Source organism: Sphingomonas lycopersici (assembly GCF_026130605.1).
In the GTDB taxonomy this organism is placed as follows: domain Bacteria; phylum Pseudomonadota; class Alphaproteobacteria; order Sphingomonadales; family Sphingomonadaceae; genus Sphingomonas; species Sphingomonas lycopersici.
Map to the genome: position 1 here is coordinate 66,854 of NZ_JANFAU010000003.1, position 20,520 is coordinate 87,373.

A 20,520-nucleotide genomic window follows, 5' to 3' on the forward strand; every position below is an offset into this window, starting at 1 on the left:
GGGGACAGAAGCTAAATTTTGCCGGATCCGGCTCAGGCGGTGGCGAAGAATTTGGTGCCGACGACGCCGACGATGATCAGCCCGATAAACCCGGCCTGCACCGGATTGAGCTTTTCGCCGAACAACATCACGCCGAAGATCGTGACGCCGACCGCGCCCAACCCGGTCCAGACCGCATAGGCCGTTCCCGCCGGCAGCCCGCGCATCGCAAGCGCGAGCAGCCCCATGTTGACGAAGCTCAGCGCGATCGGCACCGACGAGGCGAGCCAGCTGCCCTGGGTCGCCGCCCATTTGAGGCTGAGCGCCCAGATGATTTCGGTGATCACGGCAATGCCGAGGACGAGCCACGCCATCGGGTATCTCCATTTCTGCGGGCTCGGATGAAAAGGCGCGACGGCCGGAAACCCGAAAGAGGCGCGCGCCGGCGGCCCGATAGGCGCTTGTCGCCTGTCTGTCCACCAGGGCGCTCCTCCTCTGCTGCGCAGCCGCTGTTGCGCGGCGGGCGGCGAGGAAGATTCAGAGCATTCCCCGTTCGCCCTGAGCCTGTCGAAGGGCGGCCCCAACTCGCAAACGGCAAGACGCCCTTCGACAAGCTCAGGGCGAACGGGGAGAGGTGATCCCGCTTACCGTTTCATCGAAATGACGAAATCGCAAAAATAAGATTGCGAATCACTCTCATTAGCTTAAGGGCGCACACCACTTCCCTTGCTGATGAGGTTCCGATGCGTGCGCGACCCCGCAACTCCCTGTTCGTAGGCGCGATATTGCTCGCGTCGACCGCGAGCACAGCCGCGATCGCGGCGCCGCTCGCCACCGACGATGCCGCCCCCGCCGACAATGTCGACGAAGTGGTGGTGCGTGGGGAGCGTGTCGTCGGGCAGGCGTCCTCGGGCACCAAATCGGATACGCCGATCGTCGAGACGCCGCAGTCGATCAGCGTCGTGAGCAGCGCGGATATCAGCCAGCTCGGGCTCGCCAATCTCAATCAGGCGCTGCGTTATGTCGCCGGGGTCACTCCCGAATCGCGCGGCGCCAATGCCGAGATCTACGATCAGTTCAAGCTGCGCGGCTTCGATGCGCCGCGCTATCTCGACGGGCTCCGGGTGTTCGACAGCCCGACCGGCTATGCCAATCCGCAGGTCGACGTATCGCGGATCGACCGGATCGAGGTGGTCAAGGGGCCGGCCTCGGTGCTTTACGGCCAGTCTAGCCCCGGCGGGCTGGTGGCGATCTCCAGCAAATTGCCGCTCGATCAGAAATTTTACGGCGCGGTCTCAGGAACCTACGGCACCTATAACCTCTATAACGTCGATGCCGATATCGGCGGGCGGATCGATCGGAACGTGCTGTGGCGGCTCTATGGCGCGGTCAACGGCGCCGATACGCAGCAGAGCTTCGGCAAGCGCCGCCGCGCGACGGTGAGCGGCGCGGTCACGATCGGTGCGGGAAGCGATACCAGCCTTACCGTGCTGGCGGCCTATTCGCATGATCCGCAGAACGGCAATTACGGCAGCGCCCCCGCGCTCGGCACGCTCTTCGCGAACCCCAACGGCAAGATCGCCACGCAATTCGCCGACGGCGAGCCGGGCGATTTCTTCCGCCGCGAACAGGCCGCGCTGACCTATATCTTCACCCACCGGTTCGGCGAGGATTGGGCGTTCCGCTCGAGCGGGCGCTACCAATATGCCTCGACCGATCTCGGCGCGATCTATCAGACCGGCGTCGCGACCGACGCGACGCTCACCACCTTCGGCCGCGCGGCTTATGCCACCGACGAAAAGCTCAACAACTGGACGTTCGACAATCAGCTGAGCGGGCGGTTCCGCACCGGGCCGCTTACGCATCAGGTGATGATCGGCGTCGATCGGCAGGTCGCGCATTCGACCGAGATCGCGGCGTTCGGCGATACCGTGAACGGCATTGCGGTCACCCCGATCAACGCCTTCCACCCGGTTTACGGGACCACGCCCGTGCCGCTCACCCCCGGCGCGATCGGCACCCCGGGATCATATGACGCGAAGCTTCGCCAGACCGGGCTCTATGCGCAGGATCAGATCAGCTGGGGCGGGCTGCGCGTCACGCTGAGCGGGCGGCATGACTGGGCCGAGACCGAAAATGGCGCCTCCCAGCGCGATCGCAAATTCACCTGGCGCGCGGGCGCGCTGTATATGACGCCGATCGGCGTCGCGCCCTATGTCAGTTACTCGACCTCGTTCCAGCCGCAGCTCGGCCAGGTCCTGCGCGGCGACGGCACCACGACCGGCGCCAGCCCGTCGCTCGGGCGACAGATCGAGGCGGGGGTGAAATACCAGCCGCCGGGCACCGCGATCCTGCTTACCGCGGCGTGGTTCCGCATCGAGCAGACCAATTTGCTCACCGCCGTGCCCAACAGCGTCTATTCGACCCAATCGGGCAAGGTGCGGTCGCAAGGCGTCGAGGCCGAAGCGACCGTGCCGCTGCCGCACGGCTTCACCGCCCGCGCAGCGTTCAGCCACCAGATCGTCAAGACGGTGGCGGACGCCGATCCCGCCAATATCGGCAAGGGGCTGATCGGGGTCGGCCGGGGCAATGCCGCGTTCAACCTCGACTGGGCACCCGAGGCCGGGCCGCTGGCGGGACTGAAGCTGGGCGGCGGGTTGCGCTGGGTCGACAAGGTTTACGCCGGCAGCGACAGCCACACCCCGTCCTACACATTGTTCGACGCGCTCCTGCGCTACGATCTCGGCCGCGCCAACCCGAGCCTCAAGGGGCTGGAGATCGGCCTCAATGCGGCCAATATCTTCGACCGCAAATATCTCACCAGCTGCTACCTCAGCTCGGTCGGCTGGTGCTGGTACGGGCAGCGCCGCACCGTGCAGGGAACGATCGGGTTCCGCTGGTGAGAAATGCCCGCCCGATCTCCGCGCGTTATCGTCTTGCGGTGTTGTCGCGCAGCGTCGCGGCGGTCGCGGGGGGCTATGGCGTATCGGTGCTGCTGGCAGTCGCGGTCGCCTGGACGATGCCCTTGTCGCGTGAGGAAGCGAGCATCGTCGCGACGATGATCGCGCTGCTCGGGCTGCCGATCGTGATGATGGCGTGCTTTTACGCGCGCACCGCATTCCGGGCGTGGATCGGGCTGGCGATCGCCGCTTCGCTGCTCGCGGGGCTCGCGTTCGCCGCGGGGTGGCGGCCGTGAAGCCCGGCTTCCGGAACGCGATGACCTGGCTCCACGATTGGGCGGGGCTGATCGTCGGCTGGCTGCTGTTCGTCATCGCTTTGGCCGGGACGCTCAGCGTCTTCCGCAGCGAGATCGGCAATTGGATGCGGCCCGAGGCGCGATGCTGCGCGGCCGACAGCGTCACTGCGGGCAGCGCGGCGGTGCACTGGCTGGGCAAGCATGCCGCGACATCGCCCGCGTGGTATATCCAGCCCGCCGACCGGCGATCGGCGACCAGCTATGCCGTCTGGACCGCGCCCGGCGGCGATTTCGCGCAGAAATGGCTCGACCCCAAAACCGGCGATCCGGCGACGGTGCGCGATACGCTGGGCGGCGATTTCTTCTATCGGCTGCATTTCGAGCTCGAACTCCCCTTCCCTTGGGGCCGGGTGCTGGCCGGCGCGGCGGCGGTCGCGATGCTGCTCGCGCTGATCACCGGGATCGTCGCGCATCGCCGCTTCTTCGTCGACTTCTTCACCTTCCGTGCCGGCAAGGGCCAACGAAGCTGGCTCGACGCGCATAATGTGCTCGCGGTCACCGCGCTGCCGTTTCATCTGATGATCGCCTTCACCGGCGCGCTGACGCTGGCCAATCTCATCATGCCGTGGGGCGCCTCGTCGCTCTATCGCGGCGATATGGCGGCGGTGTGGAAGGATCTTTATCCCGCCGCGGTCGATCGCCCGGCGCGACACGTCCCCGCCCCGCTGGCGCCGATCGCGCCGATGCTCGGCAAGGCGAAGCAGTTTTTTGGCAGCGATATCGCGCAGATCGCCATCCTCAACCCCGGCGACGCGGCGGCTGTGGTGTCGGTGACGAGCGGCGAGGACCAGCGCATCGGCATCCAGCGTCAGGTGATCAGCTTCGACGGCACCACCGGCCGCCCGATCGCCGCGCATGTCGAAAGACGCCCCGCGCTGCGCACCTTCAACTTCCTCTACGCGCTGCACACCGCACGCTTCGGCGAGACGCTGACGCGCTGGCTCTATTTCGTGTGCGGCCTGATGCTGACCGCGCTGATCGGCGCCGGGCTGGTGCTATGGACCGAGAAACGCCGGGCGCAGCGGCAGGGGCTGGGCTTTGCGATCGTCGAGCGGCTCAACATCGCGATCGTCGCGGGCACGCCGCTCGCTTTCGCCGCTTTCTTCCTCGCCAACCGCCTGTTGCCGATCGATCTGGCGCAGCGTGCGGCGACGGAAGTGCGGGTGATGTTCTGGCTGTGGGGGGCGATATTGATCTATGCCGCGCTTCGCCCGGCGCGGCGCGCGTGGCGCGAGATCCTCACCGTTACCGCCGCCGCCTGCGCGGCGATCCCGCTGACCGACCTGATCACCCGCTCGATGCGGCTCGATCGGTTGCATTTGACGGTGGCGCTGATCGCGCTGGCGCTGGCCGCCGGCTTCGTCTTCGCCGCGCGCCGCGCCGGCGGCCGGCGCGCCACCGCATGACGCCCGCGCTGCTCGCCTCCTTCGCCGCGCTGCTCGCGATCGCGCTGGCGACCCCGCGTCAGGCCGATCAGTGGCTCGGGCGGCGCTGGACCGCAACGCGCCGCCGCGCGCTGCGCTGCGCCGGCTTCGCGCTGCTCGCCTTATCGTTTCTGCTGCTTCCCTCGGGCGGCGAACAGGCGCGCGCGATCACCAGCTGGATCGGCGCGCTCGCGATCGAGGCGCTGGCGGCCGCCTTGTTGTTGCGCCCAGCGACACAGCGGAAATCCCGCCGCCGCTGACGCCGAGACGATCAGGCGAAGATATCGCTCAGCCGGCTGGTATCCGGCCCTTCCTTCCACTCGCGCAATTCGATGAACAGCGAGGTGAACATCGCCGCCATCCAGGTCGTCAACAGCGCGTTGATCAGCGCGATGATGATTTGTCCGATGCCAACGCTCGCCTGCGGGGCGGCCTGAAGCGAGGCGAGCGACATGGTCGAGGCTGCGCCCGTCAGCCCCGCAAAACTTAAGACGATGATGTAGATGACGAACATCGCCACGAAGACGCCTAGTATCTTCCAGCGTGCGCCCTTGGTCAGCCTCGCGCTGCGTCCGAACGCGCCGAACACCCCCGGCCGCTCCGCCACCACGGCGACCATGGCCATCGACCACATCGTCGCAATGAAGATGCCGGGAACGATGAACAGCAAAAAGCCGAACATGATCGCAAGCGTGTAAAGCAGATAGACGATCACCAGCGGCACGCACCGTGCGACAGCCGCGCGAAGCATCTCGCCCAGCTCGGGCTTGCGCCCTTCGGCATGAGCGAGCGTCGCCTGGATCACCGCACCGAGCGCGGTCCCCCACAGTAGCGAAAGCAGAATCCCGCCGATGATGATCAGCCCCACCGGGGGCGGCGCGGTCCCCCGCGCCGCGGCAGCCATCAGCGCGTTGACCCCCAAAGTCTGGAACAGCAGCCCCGGAACCACCGTCAGCACGAAGATCGGCCCCAACGTCTGCAGCGGATAAGCGCGGATCGCGTCGAACCCGCGCGAGAACGCCTTGCCGACCGACAGCGCGCGTTGTTCTTCACCGAAAGCCTGTGTCGCCATGCGCCCTGCCCCCAAGGTTAAGCTGCGGCGAACCTGCGCCCGATGCGGGGCGCTGTCCAGCGAATTGATTGTAAACATTTTTTACCAGCCGGTTGCGCGATGCCCGCGCTTCGCTAAGCTCCGGGGCAACCGTGCGATCCTCGCTCGGGGAGGGCGTTATCGGGGGACAGGTTCAACCAGCGGCGGCGGCCGATCCGCTCGTGGCGGCGCATCAGGCGATGCGCGCCGATGCGTCGATCCAGTTCGACTTCACGCGCCCGCCCAAGCCGCCCGAGCCGCCCGCCTGGCTGCGCAAGCTGGCGGAGTGGATCGGCGACGCGCTGGCGCCGGTGGGGCGTTTCCTGCGCTGGATCTCCAGCCTGATGCCCGACGCGCCTTATGCGCGGATCCTGCTGTGGACGCTGATCGTGCTGCTCGCCGCCGGGCTGGTGTGGATGATCGTCGATCGCGCGCGCGGCGGCGAATGGCGGCTGCCGCGACGGCCGCGGCGGCGGCGGAAGGTCGAGGCCACGGCGGCCGAGGAGATATGGGCGCCCGAGGCCGGCCCGGCGCGCGCCTGGCTGGAGGAAGCCGATGCGCTCGCCGCCGAAGGGCATTACGCCGAAGCGGTCCACCACTTGCTGTTCCGGTCGGTCGAGGATATCGCGCGACGGCGACCGCAGCTCGTCCGTCCGGCGCTGACCAGTCGCGAGCTCGCCCGCGCCGAGGCCCTGCCGCCGGCGGTGCGCGGATTGTTCGCATCGATCGCGGCGCTGGTCGAGCGCAGTCTGTTCGGCGGGCGGCCGGTCGGCGGCGACGACTGGCGCGTCGCGCGGGCGGCTTATGCCGATCTCGCCCTTAATCAGGCGTGGCGCGGATGAGCGATCTGGCGAGCGGCCGCGACAGACCCGCGCTCTTCCGGCCGGTCACGGTCGCGCTGCTGCTCGCGGTCGGCGTCATCGGTTTCGTCGGCTCGCTGCTGCTCGGGGCGTTCGCGCCCGATCTCGGCAGTGGCGGCGCGCCCGCGGGATCGCACGCTTTGTCCAAGGCGTCGACGGGCTATGCCGGGCTGGTCGAGCTGGCGCGGGCGACCGGGCGCTATCCCAGCATCATCCGCGACGAAGCGGATTGGGATACCGACAATCTGCTCGTCATCACCCCCGAGCGTGGCGCGGCGGATATGACCAAGATCCTTGCCGCCCGCACCAATCTGCCGACGCTGATCGTGTTGCCGAAATGGCTGACGGCGGCCGATCAGGACAATCCCGGCTGGGTCAATATCGTCGGGCTGCTGCCCGCCGGCGAGCCCGAAGGCGTCCTGGCGCCGGCGACGCGGCTGCGCGTCGGGCGGGTCAAGAGGTTCGGGCGGCCGCTGGTGCCGGTGGGGGGCATGCCGAAGCTGCTCGCGGTCGCCGCGCCGCGACCGTTGCAGGCGATCGCCGCGACGCCGCTGCTCGATCCGCTGCTGACCGACGAGCGCGGGCATATCGTCCTCGGGCGGATCCACGACACGAAGCGCTACGTGCTCGCCGACCCCGATCTCCTGTCGAACCACGGGATCCGCGATCTGCCCCACGCGCGCGCGGCGCTGGCGCTGCTCGATCACCTCAACGCGCCCGGCGTGTCGGGGATCGCCTTCGACGTGGTGACCAACGATCTCGCGCGTGGCCGGAGCCCGTTGAAGCTGATGTTCGTCCCGCCGTTCGTCGGCGCGACGATCCTGCTCGCGGTCGCGCTGGCGCTCGCCGGGTGGCAGGCGGTGACCCGGTTCGGCGCGCCGCGCCCGCGCGCTCGCGCGATCGCCTTCGGCAAGGTCGCGCTGATCGACAATACCGCCGCGCTGGTTCGGCGCGCCGGTCGCGAGGCGTCGCTGGGATATCGCTATGCCGCGCTGGTCCGCGATCGCGCGCGCGCGGTGTTCGGCGTGCCTGCGGGGCTGCGCGATGCCGAGGCCGACACCTATCTCGACGGCCTCGGCGGCGATACGCGCTTCACCGAGCTGTTCGCGGCGGCGGAACGTGCCGACCGGCGTGAGGATATCTTGGGCGCCGCGCGCGCGCTCAATCACTGGTTGTGGGAGGAAAGACGGTGACGGTTGAAGAAGTTCAGGCGCTCGGCCGGGCGATCCGCGGCGAAATCGGCAAGGCGGTCGTCGGGCAGGAAGCGACCGTCGACCTGATGCTCGTCGCGCTGTTCGCCGGCGGGCATATCCTGCTCGAAGGCCCGCCGGGCACCGCCAAGACGTTGCTCGCGCACAGCTTCGCCGAGGCGATCGGGCTGCAGTTCGGCCGCATCCAGTTTACCCCCGATCTGATGCCGGGCGACATCATCGGCGCCAATCTGTTCAACTTCCAGACCTCGTCCTTCACGCTGACGCGCGGCCCGATCTTCACCGAATTGCTGCTCGCTGACGAAATCAACCGCACCCCGCCCAAGACGCAGGCCGCCTTGCTCGAGGCGATGCAGGAACGCACCGTGACGATCGACGGCGAGAGCCTGCGGCTGAGCGAGCATTTCATGGTGGTCGCGACGCAGAATCCGATCGAGCAGCAGGGCGTCTATCCGCTGCCCGAGGCGCAGCTCGATCGCTTCCTGTTCAAACAGGCGGTCGATTATCCCAGCGCCGAGGAGGAGCGCCGCATCGTCGCGACCCACGGTGCGCGGCAGGCGGCGATGTCGCCCGCCGACTGGGGCGTCACGCGCTGCGCCGACAGCGCGACGATCGCGGCGGCGATCGCGGCGGTCGCGCAGGTGCGGCTGATCGACGAGGTGACCGATTATGTCGTCGCGCTGGTGCGCGGGACGCGCGACGTCGCCGATCTGGAAAGCGGCGCCTCTCCCCGCGCCGGGGCGATGCTCGCCGGAGCCGCGCGGGCGCGCGCCGCGCTCGACGCGCGCGATTTCGTCATCCCCGACGATGTGAAGGCGCTCGCCCCCGCGCTGCTGCGTCATCGCCTGACGCTGTCGCCGGCGGCCGAGATCGGCGGGCGCGCGATCGAGGATGTGGTGAACGGGATCATCGAGACGATCGAGGCGCCGCGTTGATCTATCCCACGCGCCTTGCGGTGATCGGCGCGGTTGCCGGCGCGCCGCTGGCGTTGGCGCTCGCCGTCGCGCTGCCCGGGCGTTGGCAGCTCGCATTGCTGTGGCCGCTCGCGTTGTTGCTGCTGGTCCTCGCCGACGCGCTGCTCGGTGCCGCGCGCGCGACCGCCGAGCTGGTACTGCCGCGCAGTGCGGCGATCGGCGCCCCGCTCGACGTGCCGGTGATTGTCGGCATTGCCGGCCAACGGCCGCCGCGGCGGGTCGAGGTGGCGCTTTCGCCCGATCCGCTCGTCGCGATCGAGGATGACGGACGTATCGGGGTCGCGCTGCTCGGGGGCGAAGGGATCGGCGCGCTGACGCTGACCCCGGTGCGGCGTGGGACGGCGGCGTTTCGGGACCTGTGGCTGCGCTGGACCGGGCCGCTCGGGCTCGTCTGGCATCAGCGGCGGCTTGCCGGGGAGCGGCGACTGGCGATCCTCCCCGATATCCAGGCGATACAGGACCGCGGCGCGCAATTGTTTCAGCGGCACGCGCTGCAGGGGCTGGTCGCGCAGGCCGATCGCGGCGACGGCACCGATTTCCACGCGCTCGTCGAATTTCGCGCCGGGATGGACCGGCGCGCGATCGACTGGAAGCAATCGGCGCGTTTCCACAAGCTCCACGCCAAGGAATTCCACAGCGAGCGCAACAGCCAGATCGTCTTCGCGATCGACGCCGGGCGCCAGATGTCGGAGCCGGTCGCGGGAATGCCGCGGGTCGATCGTGCGGTGATAGGGGCGCTTCTGTGCGGCTGGGTCGCGCTCAAGCTCGGCGACCGCATCGCGCTTTCCGCCTTCGATGCGCGCCCGCGTATCTCGAGCGGGTTCATCGGCGGCGCGGCGGCGTTTCCCGAGCTGCAGCACCTCGCCGCGACGATCGATTACAGCAATGAGGAAACCAATTACACCTTCGCGCTCACCACGCTCGCCGCGCAACTGACGCGGCGCTCGATGATCGTGCTGTTCACCGAATTCACCGATCTCACCTCGGCCGATTTCCTCGTTCGCGCGGTGGCGCGGCTGATGAAGAAGCATCTCATCCTGATCGTCGTGCTGCGCGACGAGGAACTGGAGACGATCGTCGACCGCGCCCCCGAAACCCCTGCCGACGTCACCCGCGCGGTCACCGCGGCGGCGCTGCTGCGCGATCGGCTGCTGGTGCTGACCCGGCTGCGCCATCTCGGCGCGCATGTCATCGAAAGCGAGCATGATCGCGTCGGCGATCGGCTGGTCCACGGCTATATCGATCTCAAGCGGAGGAACTTGCTGTGACCGCGCGCGTCGAGGATCAACCGATCCTGCTCAACGCCAGCCGCTTCCGCGCCGCCCATGCCGCTGATTGGGAGCGGCTGGAGGCATTGGTCTCGCGGATCGAGAAACGCTCGCTGCGCGCGATCTCCGACGACGACCTGCTCGCGCTCCCCCTGCTCTATCGCACCACCTTGTCGTCGCTGTCGGTGGCACGTGAGACCTCGCTCGATCGCGCATTGATCACCTATCTCGAGCAATTGTGCGCGCGCGCCTATTTCCAGGTCTATGGCGTGCCGACCTCGGCGGCGCGCGAGCTGGGCGGGTTTTTCGCGCGCGGCTGGCCCGGTGCGGTCGCGTCGCTGTGGCGCGAGACGCTGGCGATGGCGCTGATCACCGTCGCGGGGGCGATCGCGGCCTATATCCTCGTGCGGAGCGATCCCGGCTGGTTCTACGGCGTCATCCCCAAGGGGCTGGCGGGCGGGCGCGATCCTTCGGCCTCGATCGCCGCGCTGCGCGCCACGCTCTATCCGCATGCCAGCGACGGGCTCGCCACCTTTGCCGCCTTCCTGTTCGGGCATAATGCGCAGATCGCGATCTTTTCCTTCGCGCTGGGCTTTGCGCTGGCGGTGCCGACCATATTGCTGATCCTCTATAACGGGCTGATGCTCGGGGCGATGTTCGCGGTCTTCACCCCCAAGGGGCTCGGGCTGAGCTTCGCCGCCTGGCTGTCGATCCACGGCACGACCGAGCTGTTCGCGATCATCATCTCGGGCGCGGCGGGGATGCGGATCGGCACCGCGATCGCCTTCCCCGGCCGTGCCGACCGGATGGACGCCGCGATCGCCGCCGGGCGGACCGCGGCGACCGCGATGATCGGCGCGGTGGTGATGCTCGCGGTGGCCGGGGTGCTCGAAGGGATCGGGCGTCAGGTGGTGCGCACCGACGGCATGCGCGCGGCGATCGGCGCGGCGATGCTGGTCGGCTGGCTGGTCTATTTCTACGGGCTGGGGAGGCGGCGTGCGCTGGCCGTTCGGACCTAGGCGCGCGCGCGCCGCCGGGCCGGATGCGCTGCGCCGGACCTTCATCACGCCGGAGGGGGTCGACCTACGGCTCGAACTCGGCGCAACCGGCGCGCGGATCGCCGCCTTCGCGCTCGATGTCGCGCTGATCCTGGTCATATTGGTCGTCGCGACGCTGGTGATCGGCTGGGCGGCGATCGCCACCCGCTCCGAACTGCTCGTCATCCTGTGGCTGATCGGCGCGTTCATGCTGCGCAACGGCTGGTTCGTGCTGTTCGAGATGAGCGGGCGCGGCGCCACCCCGGGGAAGCGCGCGATGGGGTTGCGCGTGGTCGCGCGGGACGGCGCGCGGCTGACCGCCGGGGCGGTGATCGCGCGCAACGCATTGCGGGAGATCGAGCTGTTCCTGCCGCTGTCGTTCCTCGCCGCGCAGACCGCGCAGGGCACGGCGGATGCGTTCCTTGCGCTCTTCGCGCTGGCGTGGAGCGGGATTTTCCTGTTCTTCCCGCTGTTCAACCGCGATCGGCTGCGCGCCGGCGATCTCGTCGCGGGGACATGGGTGATCCACGCGCCGGGCGGCAAGCTCGCCGCCGATATCGGCCCCGCGCCCGATCGCGCGCGACGGCATTTCTCGGATGCCGCGCTCGCGCTTTACGGCGTCTACGAGCTGCAGACGCTGGAAGACGTGCTGCGCGGCGGCCGGCCGAGCGCGGTCGCCACGGTGGCGGCGACGATCCGCCGCAAGGCCAATATCGCCGACGACGGCGACGATCTCGGTTTCCTGACCGATTATTATCTTGCGTTATGCGCGCGGCTGGAAAGCGGGCTGCTCGTCGGGCGGCGGCGGCAGAACAAGTTCGGCAATTAGCCGCATCGCAACCCTCTCCCCCGTGCAAGCGTTGCAGAAGCAAAGCGAAAATCGGAAGGAGAACGGCGATGCGGCTTGCGCATGCGACCCATGTACTCGTCACCGACGGCCAGAAACGGCTGCTGTTCCGCAACAGCGGCGACGCCACTTACCCCCATCTCGAGCCGGTCAACCTGCTCGAAGACGTGAACCCGCCCGACCGCGACCAGAAGAGCGACCGGCCGGGGCGGACCTCGTTCTCGCTGTCGGGGGCGACGCGCCGCAGCGCTTATGCCGAGACCGACTTTCACGCGCAGGAGAAGAAGAGCTTCGCCGCCGAAACCGCCGCTTTCCTGCGCGATCAGGCGCTGCAACAGGCGTTCGACGCGCTGATCGTCGTTGCGGATCCGCGCACTTTGGGTGAATTGCGCGGCCAGCTCGATCCGGCAGTCAAGGATCGCATCGTCGGCGAGATCGCCAAGGATCTCGTCAAACATCCCACCACCGCGATCGAGCAGGCGATCATCGCGGAGTAACCGGCCTTACCGCTGCCCGGCGAACATCGTGACGGTGCGCCCGCCGACCCACACGTCGCCGTTCGCATCCTGCGACACCGCGATCCGCCCGGCGCGTCCAAGGCGCGTGCCCTGCGCCGCGACATAGGAACCGCGCGCGCGGCCGCTGGCGAACAACCACTGGCCGACCGAGGCGTTGAGGCTGCCGGTCACCGGATCTTCGATCAGCGCGCCGTGCGCGTCGCTGAAGATCGCGCGCAGCTCGAACGCGACCGCGTCGCCCGGCTCATGCGGGCCGACCACGCCGATATCGATCCGCTGCGCGTGGTGTCGTGCGGGCTCCAGCGCCAGCACCGCCTCCGCCGATCCGAGCATCACCGCGATCCAGCCCGGGCCGTTATCGACCCATTGGGCGTCGACGATCGCCGCGCGATCGATCCGCAGCACCTCGGCGACCTCGGTGATCTCCGCCTCGCTCGGGGTGCCGCTGCGGACCAGCGGCGGGGCGCGGAAGGCGAGATTGCCGTCGGCGGCGCGGCGCAGCTCGATCAGCCCCGCGCCGCATTGCTGGACGATGACCCCGTCACGCTGGGGCTGCCCGCCCGCTTCGAGCCAGGCATGGCAGGTGCCGAGCGTAGGATGCCCCGCGAACGGCAATTCGTGCGCCAGGGTGAAGATGCGCACGTGATAATCCGCCGCCGCGTCGGTCGTCGGTACCAGGAAGGTCGTCTCGGAGAGGTTGAGCCACTGCGCGATGCGCTGCATCTCCTCGGTCGTCAGCCCTTGCGTATCGGCGATCACCGCGAGCGGATTGCCGCTGAAATCCGCGCTGCCGAACACGTCGACAAGGCTGAACGGGCGATGGGGCATGAATTTTCTCCTCTTGGCGATGCGTGATCCGCGATGCCGCGCCGCGGCTGGCGCGAACAGAGACAGTTCGATACGATAAGTACAAACTGTACCGATCCGGAGATCAATACGATGGCCAGCGCCGCACGCGCGGAAACCCGCACCGGGCAGGTGATGCGGATCGTCCGCGAGCGGATCGCGCGGCGGACGCTGCCCCCCGGCGCGCGCCTCCCATCCGTCCGCGCGATGGCCGAGACCACCGGCTTCTCCAAATCGACGATCGTCGAGGCCTATGACCGGCTGGCGGCGGAGGGCGCGATCCGCGCGCGCCCCGGCTCGGGCTTTTACGTCACCGCGCCGCTCGCGCCGCTGACGCTCGATCGCCCCGATGTGGCCGCCGCGCGGCAGGTCGATCCCTTGTGGATGCTCCGCCAGTCGCTCGCGGAGAATCGTGGCGCGATGATGCCGGGGTGCGGCTGGCTGCCCGACGAATGGCTCGCGAGCGACGCGATCCGCAAGGGGCTGCGCGCCGCGGCGCGCGGGTCGGCCGGCACGCTGACCGGTTACGATTCCCCGCTCGGCTCGTCGCGATTGCGCGCGTTGCTCGCACGGCGGCTGGCCGATCAGGGGATCGAGGCCGGGCTCGATCAGGTCATGCTGACCGACAGCGGGACGCATGCGCTCGATCTCATCTGTCGTTTCCTGCTCGAACCCGGCGATACCGTGCTGGTCGACGATCCATGTTATTTCAATTTCCTCGCGCTGATGCGCGCGCATCGCGTGACCGCGATCGGGGTGCCGATGACCCCGCACGGCCCCGATATCGCGCGCTTTGCGGAGGCGCTCGAAACCCACCGCCCGCGCTTCTACCTGACCAATTCGGGCATCCACAATCCGACCGGCGCGACGCTCGCCGCGCCAATCGCGCACCGCCTGCTCAGGCTCGCCGAGGCGCATGACCTGATCGTGGTGGAGGACGATATCTTCGCCGATTTCGAAATCTCCCCCGCCCCGCGGCTCGCCGCATTCGACGGGCTCGATCGCGTGATCCGCATCGGCAGCTTTTCCAAGTCGCTCTCGGCCGCGATGCGCTGCGGGCATATCGCGGCGCGCGCCGACTGGATCGAGGCGCTCGCCGATCTGCGCATCGCCACCTCGATGTCGGGCAATCCGCTCGCCGCCACCTTGCTCCATTCAGTGCTGACCGACGGCAGCTACCGCCGCCATGTCGAAACGATCCGCACCCGGCTGGCCCGCGCGATGGCGGGCACCTTGCGCCGCCTCCGCGCCGCGGGGCTGGAACCGTGGATCGAGCCCAATGCCGGGATCTTCGTCTGGGCGAAGCTGCCCGACGGTTGCGATGCGGTGGCGCTGGCCGAGGCGGCGCTGGCGCAGGGGCTGGTGCTCGCGCCGGGCAAGGTGTTCAGCGCCGGTGGATTGTGGAACGACCGGATGCGCTTCAACGTCGCGATGAGCGACGACGATGCGGTGTTCGCCGCGCTCGCGCGGGCGTTGTGAGGGGCCGCGCGCCGATCGGCCGCGCGACCCCGTAGCGGTCAGAACGTCTTGCGCGCCATGATGCCGAAGGTGCGCGGCTGGAGCGTCAGCGCCGAATCCGGGTCGCCGATCGACGAGGAAAGCTGGATCGGCTTGTCGGTGTTGAACAGATTCTGCACGAATAGCTGCAGCGTCAGCCCGTTGTCGGTCTCGATGCCGGCGCGCATGCCGACATTCTCATAGGCCGAATTGCGCCGGTAGAAGGTGTAGGTCGGGCGGAATTCGGAATAGCTGCCCGCGCTGTGCGTGAGGTTTGCGCTGACCGTCCCGTGCAATGTGTCCGAGAGCGACCAGCGGTAATCGCCGCCCAGCGACAAAGTGAATTGCGGGATATAGGGGATGCGATCGCCCTTGAGCCCGGTCGATCCGGTCGCCGCCAGCCCCGAGTTGAGCTGGTCCTCGGTCAATTTGGCGTCGACGAAGCCCAGCGCGGTGTTGAGCGACAGCCCCTCGACCGGGCGCAGGGTCGCCTCGATTTCGGCGCCCTTGATCCGCGCCTTGCCGGCGTTGGTGAGGAAGGAGAAGGCGCCGTTCGCGCTGCGCCCCGATACCTGCATGTTGCGCCAGTCGATCTGATAGACCGCCGCGTTCAACGTCAGCATGCGGTTGAACCACTGCGTCTTGGCGCCGATCTCGTAATTCCACAGGCTGTCGGGCTGATAGGCGACCAATGTATTGGTGAGCCCCGGGACATTGTTCGCCCCGCCCGGGCGGAAGCCCTTGGACGCGGTGGCGTAAACCATGAAATCGCGGTCGAAATCATAGCTTGCGTTGAACTTGTGCACCCAGCCCTTGGCGCTGGCGTCGACCGTGCTCGGCGGGCCGACATAGGATTGGGTGATGTAATTGCTGATCTGCACCTGGCCGAACACCGTCTTGTCATAAGAGAAGCGGCGGGTGCCCGCGGTCAGCGTCAGCGCGTGGACCGGCTTTACCGACAGTTCGGCGAAAAAGGCGGTCTGCTTCACGCTGGTCTTGACGATGCGCCACGCGGTGAGATCGAGCGGAGTGATGAGATTGCCGTTGGCATCCGCCTTGGCGACCTGGCTGTCGGCGCGATCCTGGCGATCGTCGTGGAAGATGCCGAGCGTATAGCTGATGCCGTCGTTGAGCAGGCTGCCCGAGACGCGCGCCTCGTAGATCCACGCCTTGAGCGCGAGCGGCTGATAGAGCATCCCCGGCAGGCGGCTGTCGACATAGGCGCTATAGGTCGCCATCTGCGACGCGTTGCACGATGCGACCCCGATGTAGTTCCTGCACGAGGTGGCGTTGGTGCGCGATCCGCGCAGCGTCTTGGTATAATCCGAATTGCGCAGCAGATCCCAATTATAGGTCGAGGCCGAGCCGGTGAAGGTGGCGTTGAACGGCAGCTTGTAGGTCAAGGTAAGGTTGTAGAGCTGGAGCCGATCGTTGTTGCGCGCGATCGATTCCACGGTCGAATTATACGCGCCGAGCGACAGATTATAATTGGTCGGCCCGTCGAGCTCGTTGCGCTGGTAATTGGCGCTGGCGGTGATCGCGAGATTGTCGTCGGGGATGAAGCGCAGCATCACGCGCCCGCCCCATGAGCGGACATCGTTGACATTTTCGCGCTTGAGCCCCGGCACGTCGATGAACCCGCCGCGGTTCTCCTTATAGGCGACGACGCGCAGCGCCAGCACGTCGGTCGCGATCGGCAGGTTGATCATCCCCTTGGCGTAGAAGCCGGGATCGCCGTTCTTGGTGACGGTGCCCTGCACTTCCATCGCCCCGGCGATCTTGGTCGCATCGGGCTTGTTGTAGATCATGCGGATCGTGCCGCCCATCGATCCCGCGCCGAACAAGGTGCCCTGCGGCCCGCGCAGCACCTCGACCCGCTCGACGTCGAACAGGTTGATATCGGGGTTGGTCGATCCGGCATCGGCGGTGGTGCCGCCCGGGCCGGTGAGCGGGGTTTCGTCATAATAGAGCCCGACGGTCGCCTCGCCCGCGCTGCGCACGCCGCGGATCGTGATACGGCGCGAGGCCGGGGCGTTGCCCTCGACCTGCAAATTGGGCACCTGGCGGAAATAATCGTTGATCGAGGTCGCGCCGATCCGGTTGAGCGCCTCGCCGCCGATCGCGGAGATGCTGATCGGGGTATCCTGCAAGGTCGTGCTGCGGCGGAGCGCGGTGACGACGATATCGTTGCCTGACTGGCTCGTCGCTTCGGCGGCGGGCGCGGCTGCCGGCGCCTCGGTCTGCGCTGCGGCCTGGGTCGCGGCGAGCGCGCTGCCGGAAAGCAACAGGATGCCGAATGATCTCAAAGACATGACTAACCCCCCTTGTCTGGTTTTCGATCGGGGCGGCGGCGTTGATTGCCGTCCCCGTCGCGATCCAAGACGCGGGCGCGCGGCGTCCCCTCACCCCGCAGCCGAAAATTTTTTTGCGCGGGGTGAGGAAAATCCGGTGCGGCCCGTCCTTCCTGACTGAACGATGAGGGAGGGCGCGATGCGCGTGACACGGGGATTGAGGATGACGACCGGCCTGGCGGCCGCGCTCGGGGCGCTGGCTTTGGCGGGTACGGCGCAAGCGGCGCCGCTGACGGACGCGCAGCGCGCGCAATTGCTCGCGGCATCGAAGAAGCAGGAGCCCGCACTGTCGAGCGACGCGCTGGCGATCTGGAACCTCGCCGAAGTCGGCTACAAGGAGGAGAAGAGCAGCGCCTTGCTGCAGGATCGGCTGCGCAAGGCGGGGTTCACCGTGCGCGCCGGGGTCGCCGGGATGCCGACCGCCTTCGTTGCCAGCTTCCGCAACGGCGACGGGCCGGTGATCGGCATCCTCGCCGAATATGACGCGCTGCCGGGGCTGTCGCAGGCGGCGGTGCCCGATCGCAAGGGGACGACGGGGAAGAATGCCGCGCACGGTTGCGGGCATAATCTGTTCGGCGCGGCCTCGGTCGCCTCGGCGGTCGCGCTCAAGGAGTGGATGGCCGCCAATAAGGTGAAGGGCGAGGTCCGCGTCTATGGCTCGCCGGCCGAGGAAGGCGGATCGGGCAAGGTCTATCTGGTGCGCGACGGGCTGTTCAACGATGTCGACGCGGTGCTGCATTGGCACCCGGGCGACAACAACAGTTATACCGTCACGCCTTCGATGGCCAATATCAGCGGCAAGTTCCGCTTCCACGGCGTCTCCGCGCACGCCGCCGCGGCGCCCGATCAGGGGCGCTCAGCGCTCGACGGGGTGCAGGTGATGAACATCGCGGTCGAGCATCTGCGCGAGCATATCCCCGACAAGACCCGCATCCATTATGTCATCACCTCGGGCGGCAAGGCGCCCAATGTCGTCCCCGATTTCGCCGAAGTCTATTATTACGTCCGCCAGGCCGATCCGCAGATCGTCCGCGACGTCTGGGCGCGGGTGGTGAAGGCATCGAAGGGCGCGGCAATCGCCACCGATACGACGAGCGATTATGAGATCACCGGCGGGGTCTATTCATTGCTGCCCAACAAGACCCTGCTCGAGGTCGCCGAGCGCAATTTCAGCAAGGTGCCGATCGCGCCTTGGGATGCCGAGCAGACCGCCTTCGCGGCGCAGATGGCGAAGAATTTGCCGCATGCCGGGCTGCTCGATCCGACCCCGATCCTGCCGCCGAGCGCCGAAGAGCAGCTCAACGGGTCGACCGATGTCGCCGATGTGAGCTGGACGGTGCCGACGATGGGGATTTCCACCACCACCTGGGTGCCGGGGACCCCGGCGCACAGCTGGCAATCCTCCGCCGCCAGCGGCACCTCGCTCGGGGTGAAGGGCGCCTCGGTCGCGGCCTCGGCGCTGACGCTGATGGGCGCCGAACTGCTGCAAAGCCCCGACGTGCTGGCCAAGGCCAAGGCCGAATTGGTCGAGCGGCGCGGCAAGGACTTCAAATATGCGGCGATGCTCGGCGATCGTAAGCCGGCGCTCGATTATCGCGACCCGCCGGCGCAATAAGGTGCGGGAGCCGGGGTCGCTCGATCCCGGCTCCTGAAACCTGTCGATACGGTAGATACAATAGAATCCGTTCGGGCTGAGCTTGTCGAAGCCCTGTACTTTTCTTCGTCGGAAGAAGTGCAGCCCTTCGACAAGCTCAGGGCGAACGGAGGTTACGCCCCCTTCAATCGGATCTCCGCCGCATCCTCGCGCTCGATGCGCGCCATGCCATAAGCCGTCACCGCCGCGACGAAGGTTGCGACGTCGCCGGTGCGGAACACCCCGGTCAGCTTGCGGTGCGCGGCGGCGGGGTCGTCAAGCACGATCTTACGCGGCGAATAGCGGTTCATCTCCGCGATCGCATCGCCGAGCACGGTATCGCGGAAGGTGAGATTGCCCGCCAGCCACGTCGTCGCTTCGCCCGCGCCGCTCGTCTCGCGCTTCACCGCCACGCCGTCATAGGCGAGCCGCTCGCCCGGGGTGAGCACAGCGGGTTCGGCGATCGCGGGGATCGTCACGCGCACCTTGCCCTCGGCCAGCGCAACGCTGAAGCCGCGCCCCGCCTTGCGCACCGCAAAGGCGGTGCCCACCGCGACGACATCGCCCGCGCCGGTTTCGACGACGAACGGGTGGCTTTTGTCCTTGGCGACCTCGAAATAGCCCTCGCCGCGCAGCAGCCGGATGCGGCGCTCGCTTTGCCACGCCGGGACGTCGATCTGCGAATCGGTGTTGAGCGTCATCCGCGTGCCGTCGGCCAGTGCGACGATGCGCTGCTCGCCGATCGCGGTGCGATAATGCGCGACCGCGGCCACCGCGGGGGCGGTGGTGGTCGGCGCGCGATGCGATATCAGGCTGTACGTCCCCGCCGCCCCCGCGACGAGCGCGGCGACCGATGCGGCGATCCGCCACGACGCGAACCAGGGCGGCACCGGCCGGCGCGCCGCGCTGCGCAGCGCTGTCATCTCAGGCAAGGCGGCGAGCCCGCCGAGCGCGTCATGCGTCGCTTCGGTCGCCGCCCAGGCTTCGGCATTCGCCGCGCTGCCGTTGCGCCACGCCTCGAACGCTGCCTGCTCCGCCGTGGTCGGCGCAGCGGCGTGCCGGCGCGCATACCAGCGCGCCGCCTCGTCGCTCGCGTTCGTCATCGTCATTTCTGCCGACATGCGGTCAGTTGCCTCATCGCGCGCATGATATTCTTTTCAACCGCGCTGACCGAGATGTTCATATGCCGCGCGATGTCCGCGTAGCTCATATGTTCAAATCGATGAAGAACAAATGCTTGGCGGGCGCGATCGGGCAGATCGCGCAGCGCCGCGAGCATCAGCTGCAATTCCTGCCGGTTCTCCAGGATGCGGTCCGGCGGGCAGGTTTCGACCGGGTGGTTATGATCCTCGAGCGGATCGTGCAGCCCCGCCTGCCCGGCGCGGCTGCGTCGCCCGTGATCGGCGAGCACGCTGCGCGCGACCTGGAACAGATAGCCCTGGACATTCTCCACCCCGTCGCGCCCCGCGCGCTGGTGCATCTTGAGCGCGACATCCTGCACCACATCGTCGAGATCGTTGGGATGCACCCGTTTCGAGACGAAGGCGCGGATCGCACCGAGATAGGACAGGAACGGCGCGGCCGCGCCCGCCGCCGGTTGCGGCGGGGCGAGCAGGCCGTGAGAGCCGCCTGATATCCCATCGGGGAGATTGGTCACGGATGTGAAATAAATCGGTCGCGCGCGCGCCTGTCAACGGTGCAACCCAAGTAAGCTTTGGATAACATGGCC

19 protein-coding genes are annotated in these 20,520 nt (G+C 67.9%); 13 read left to right on the forward strand and 6 right to left on the reverse strand.

From position 1 onward, the window contains the following. Positions 1-32: 32 nt before the first annotated feature. Positions 33-353 (reverse strand): DMT family transporter, encoded by a 321-nt coding sequence (locus NED98_RS07030; protein WP_265312360.1) that lies wholly within the window; start codon positions 351-353, stop codon positions 33-35. Positions 354-722: 369 nt separating this feature from the next. On the opposite strand from NED98_RS07030, the gene NED98_RS07035 reads away from it, so the two are divergent. Genes NED98_RS07035 through NED98_RS07050 form a run of 4 tightly spaced genes read left to right on the forward strand, consistent with a single transcriptional unit; the run spans position 723 to position 4,919 of the window. Next, positions 723-2,882 carry a TonB-dependent siderophore receptor gene (locus NED98_RS07035; RefSeq protein WP_265312361.1) on the forward strand — a complete coding sequence of 720 codons (2,160 nt, stop codon included), beginning with the start codon at positions 723-725 and terminating at the stop codon, positions 2,880-2,882. After that, entirely contained in the window at positions 2,879-3,175 is a 297-nt protein-coding gene (locus tag NED98_RS07040; RefSeq protein WP_265312362.1) for an iron transporter, read from the forward strand. The genes NED98_RS07035 and NED98_RS07040 overlap by 4 nt, the downstream gene beginning before the upstream one ends. Before the next feature lie 20 nt (positions 3,176-3,195). Beyond that, positions 3,196-4,641 (forward strand): PepSY-associated TM helix domain-containing protein, encoded by a 1,446-nt coding sequence (locus NED98_RS07045; protein ID WP_265312363.1) that lies wholly within the window; start codon positions 3,196-3,198, stop codon positions 4,639-4,641. Then, entirely contained in the window at positions 4,638-4,919 is a 282-nt protein-coding gene (locus tag NED98_RS07050; RefSeq protein WP_265312364.1) for a DUF3325 family protein, read from the forward strand. Before NED98_RS07045 ends, NED98_RS07050 begins: the two co-directional genes overlap by 4 nt. A gap of 11 nt (positions 4,920-4,930) precedes the next feature. Here the strand turns inward: NED98_RS07050 and NED98_RS07055 are convergent, their stop codons facing one another. Beyond that, positions 4,931-5,731 (reverse strand): DUF7847 domain-containing protein, encoded by an 801-nt coding sequence (locus tag NED98_RS07055; RefSeq protein WP_265312365.1) that lies wholly within the window; start codon positions 5,729-5,731, stop codon positions 4,931-4,933. Between the two features lie 200 nt (positions 5,732-5,931). Between NED98_RS07055 and NED98_RS07060 the strand changes: the two genes are divergently transcribed. The 7 genes from NED98_RS07060 (at position 5,932) to NED98_RS07090 (ending at position 12,443) form a co-directional block, all read left to right on the forward strand. After that, positions 5,932-6,591, forward strand: a complete 660-nt coding sequence (locus NED98_RS07060) for a DUF4129 domain-containing protein (RefSeq protein ID WP_265312366.1) — start codon at positions 5,932-5,934, stop codon at positions 6,589-6,591. Beyond that, the gene (locus NED98_RS07065) at positions 6,588-7,802 is read left to right on the forward strand and encodes a DUF4350 domain-containing protein (protein WP_265312367.1); all 1,215 of its coding nucleotides are present in this window, start codon (positions 6,588-6,590) and stop codon (positions 7,800-7,802) included. Before NED98_RS07060 ends, NED98_RS07065 begins: the two co-directional genes overlap by 4 nt. After that, a complete protein-coding gene (locus NED98_RS07070) occupies positions 7,799-8,755 on the forward strand; it encodes an AAA family ATPase (RefSeq protein ID WP_265312368.1) in 957 nt (318 codons plus the stop codon). Before NED98_RS07065 ends, NED98_RS07070 begins: the two co-directional genes overlap by 4 nt. Further along, entirely contained in the window at positions 8,752-10,062 is a 1,311-nt protein-coding gene (locus NED98_RS07075) for a DUF58 domain-containing protein (RefSeq protein WP_265312369.1), read from the forward strand. Before NED98_RS07070 ends, NED98_RS07075 begins: the two co-directional genes overlap by 4 nt. Beyond that, positions 10,059-11,081 (forward strand): stage II sporulation protein M, encoded by a 1,023-nt coding sequence (locus NED98_RS07080; RefSeq protein WP_265312370.1) that lies wholly within the window; start codon positions 10,059-10,061, stop codon positions 11,079-11,081. Before NED98_RS07075 ends, NED98_RS07080 begins: the two co-directional genes overlap by 4 nt. Further along, the gene (locus NED98_RS07085) at positions 11,059-11,928 is read left to right on the forward strand and encodes an RDD family protein (protein WP_265312371.1); all 870 of its coding nucleotides are present in this window, start codon (positions 11,059-11,061) and stop codon (positions 11,926-11,928) included. The genes NED98_RS07080 and NED98_RS07085 overlap by 23 nt, the downstream gene beginning before the upstream one ends. 68 nt (positions 11,929-11,996) lie before the next feature. After that, positions 11,997-12,443, forward strand: coding sequence for a host attachment family protein (locus NED98_RS07090; protein ID WP_265312372.1), 447 nt, complete (start codon positions 11,997-11,999; stop codon positions 12,441-12,443). 6 nt (positions 12,444-12,449) lie between these two features. Here the strand turns inward: NED98_RS07090 and NED98_RS07095 are convergent, their stop codons facing one another. Then, positions 12,450-13,292, reverse strand: coding sequence for a PhzF family phenazine biosynthesis protein (locus NED98_RS07095; protein ID WP_265312373.1), 843 nt, complete (start codon positions 13,290-13,292; stop codon positions 12,450-12,452). 111 nt (positions 13,293-13,403) lie between these two features. Here NED98_RS07095 and NED98_RS07100 point away from each other — a divergent pair, with 111 nt between their 5' ends. Then, complete coding sequence (locus tag NED98_RS07100) at positions 13,404-14,789, forward strand: aminotransferase-like domain-containing protein (RefSeq protein WP_265312374.1); 1,386 nt, start codon at positions 13,404-13,406, stop codon at positions 14,787-14,789. A 38-nt stretch (positions 14,790-14,827) separates the two neighbouring features. Here NED98_RS07100 and NED98_RS07105 read toward each other — a convergent pair whose 3' ends face one another. Next, the gene (locus NED98_RS07105) at positions 14,828-17,119 is read right to left on the reverse strand and encodes a TonB-dependent receptor (RefSeq protein ID WP_265312375.1); all 2,292 of its coding nucleotides are present in this window, start codon (positions 17,117-17,119) and stop codon (positions 14,828-14,830) included. 202 nt (positions 17,120-17,321) lie between these two features. On the opposite strand from NED98_RS07105, the gene NED98_RS07110 reads away from it, so the two are divergent. Next, positions 17,322-18,773, forward strand: coding sequence for an amidohydrolase (locus NED98_RS07110; RefSeq protein WP_265312376.1), 1,452 nt, complete (start codon positions 17,322-17,324; stop codon positions 18,771-18,773). 152 nt (positions 18,774-18,925) lie between these two features. Here the strand turns inward: NED98_RS07110 and NED98_RS07115 are convergent, their stop codons facing one another. Next, positions 18,926-19,900, reverse strand: a complete 975-nt coding sequence (locus NED98_RS07115; protein WP_265312377.1) for a FecR family protein — start codon at positions 19,898-19,900, stop codon at positions 18,926-18,928. Then, positions 19,897-20,448, reverse strand: a complete 552-nt coding sequence (locus NED98_RS07120) for a sigma-70 family RNA polymerase sigma factor (protein WP_179515395.1) — start codon at positions 20,446-20,448, stop codon at positions 19,897-19,899. Before NED98_RS07120 ends, NED98_RS07115 begins: the two co-directional genes overlap by 4 nt. Positions 20,449-20,520: the final 72 nt, after the last annotated feature.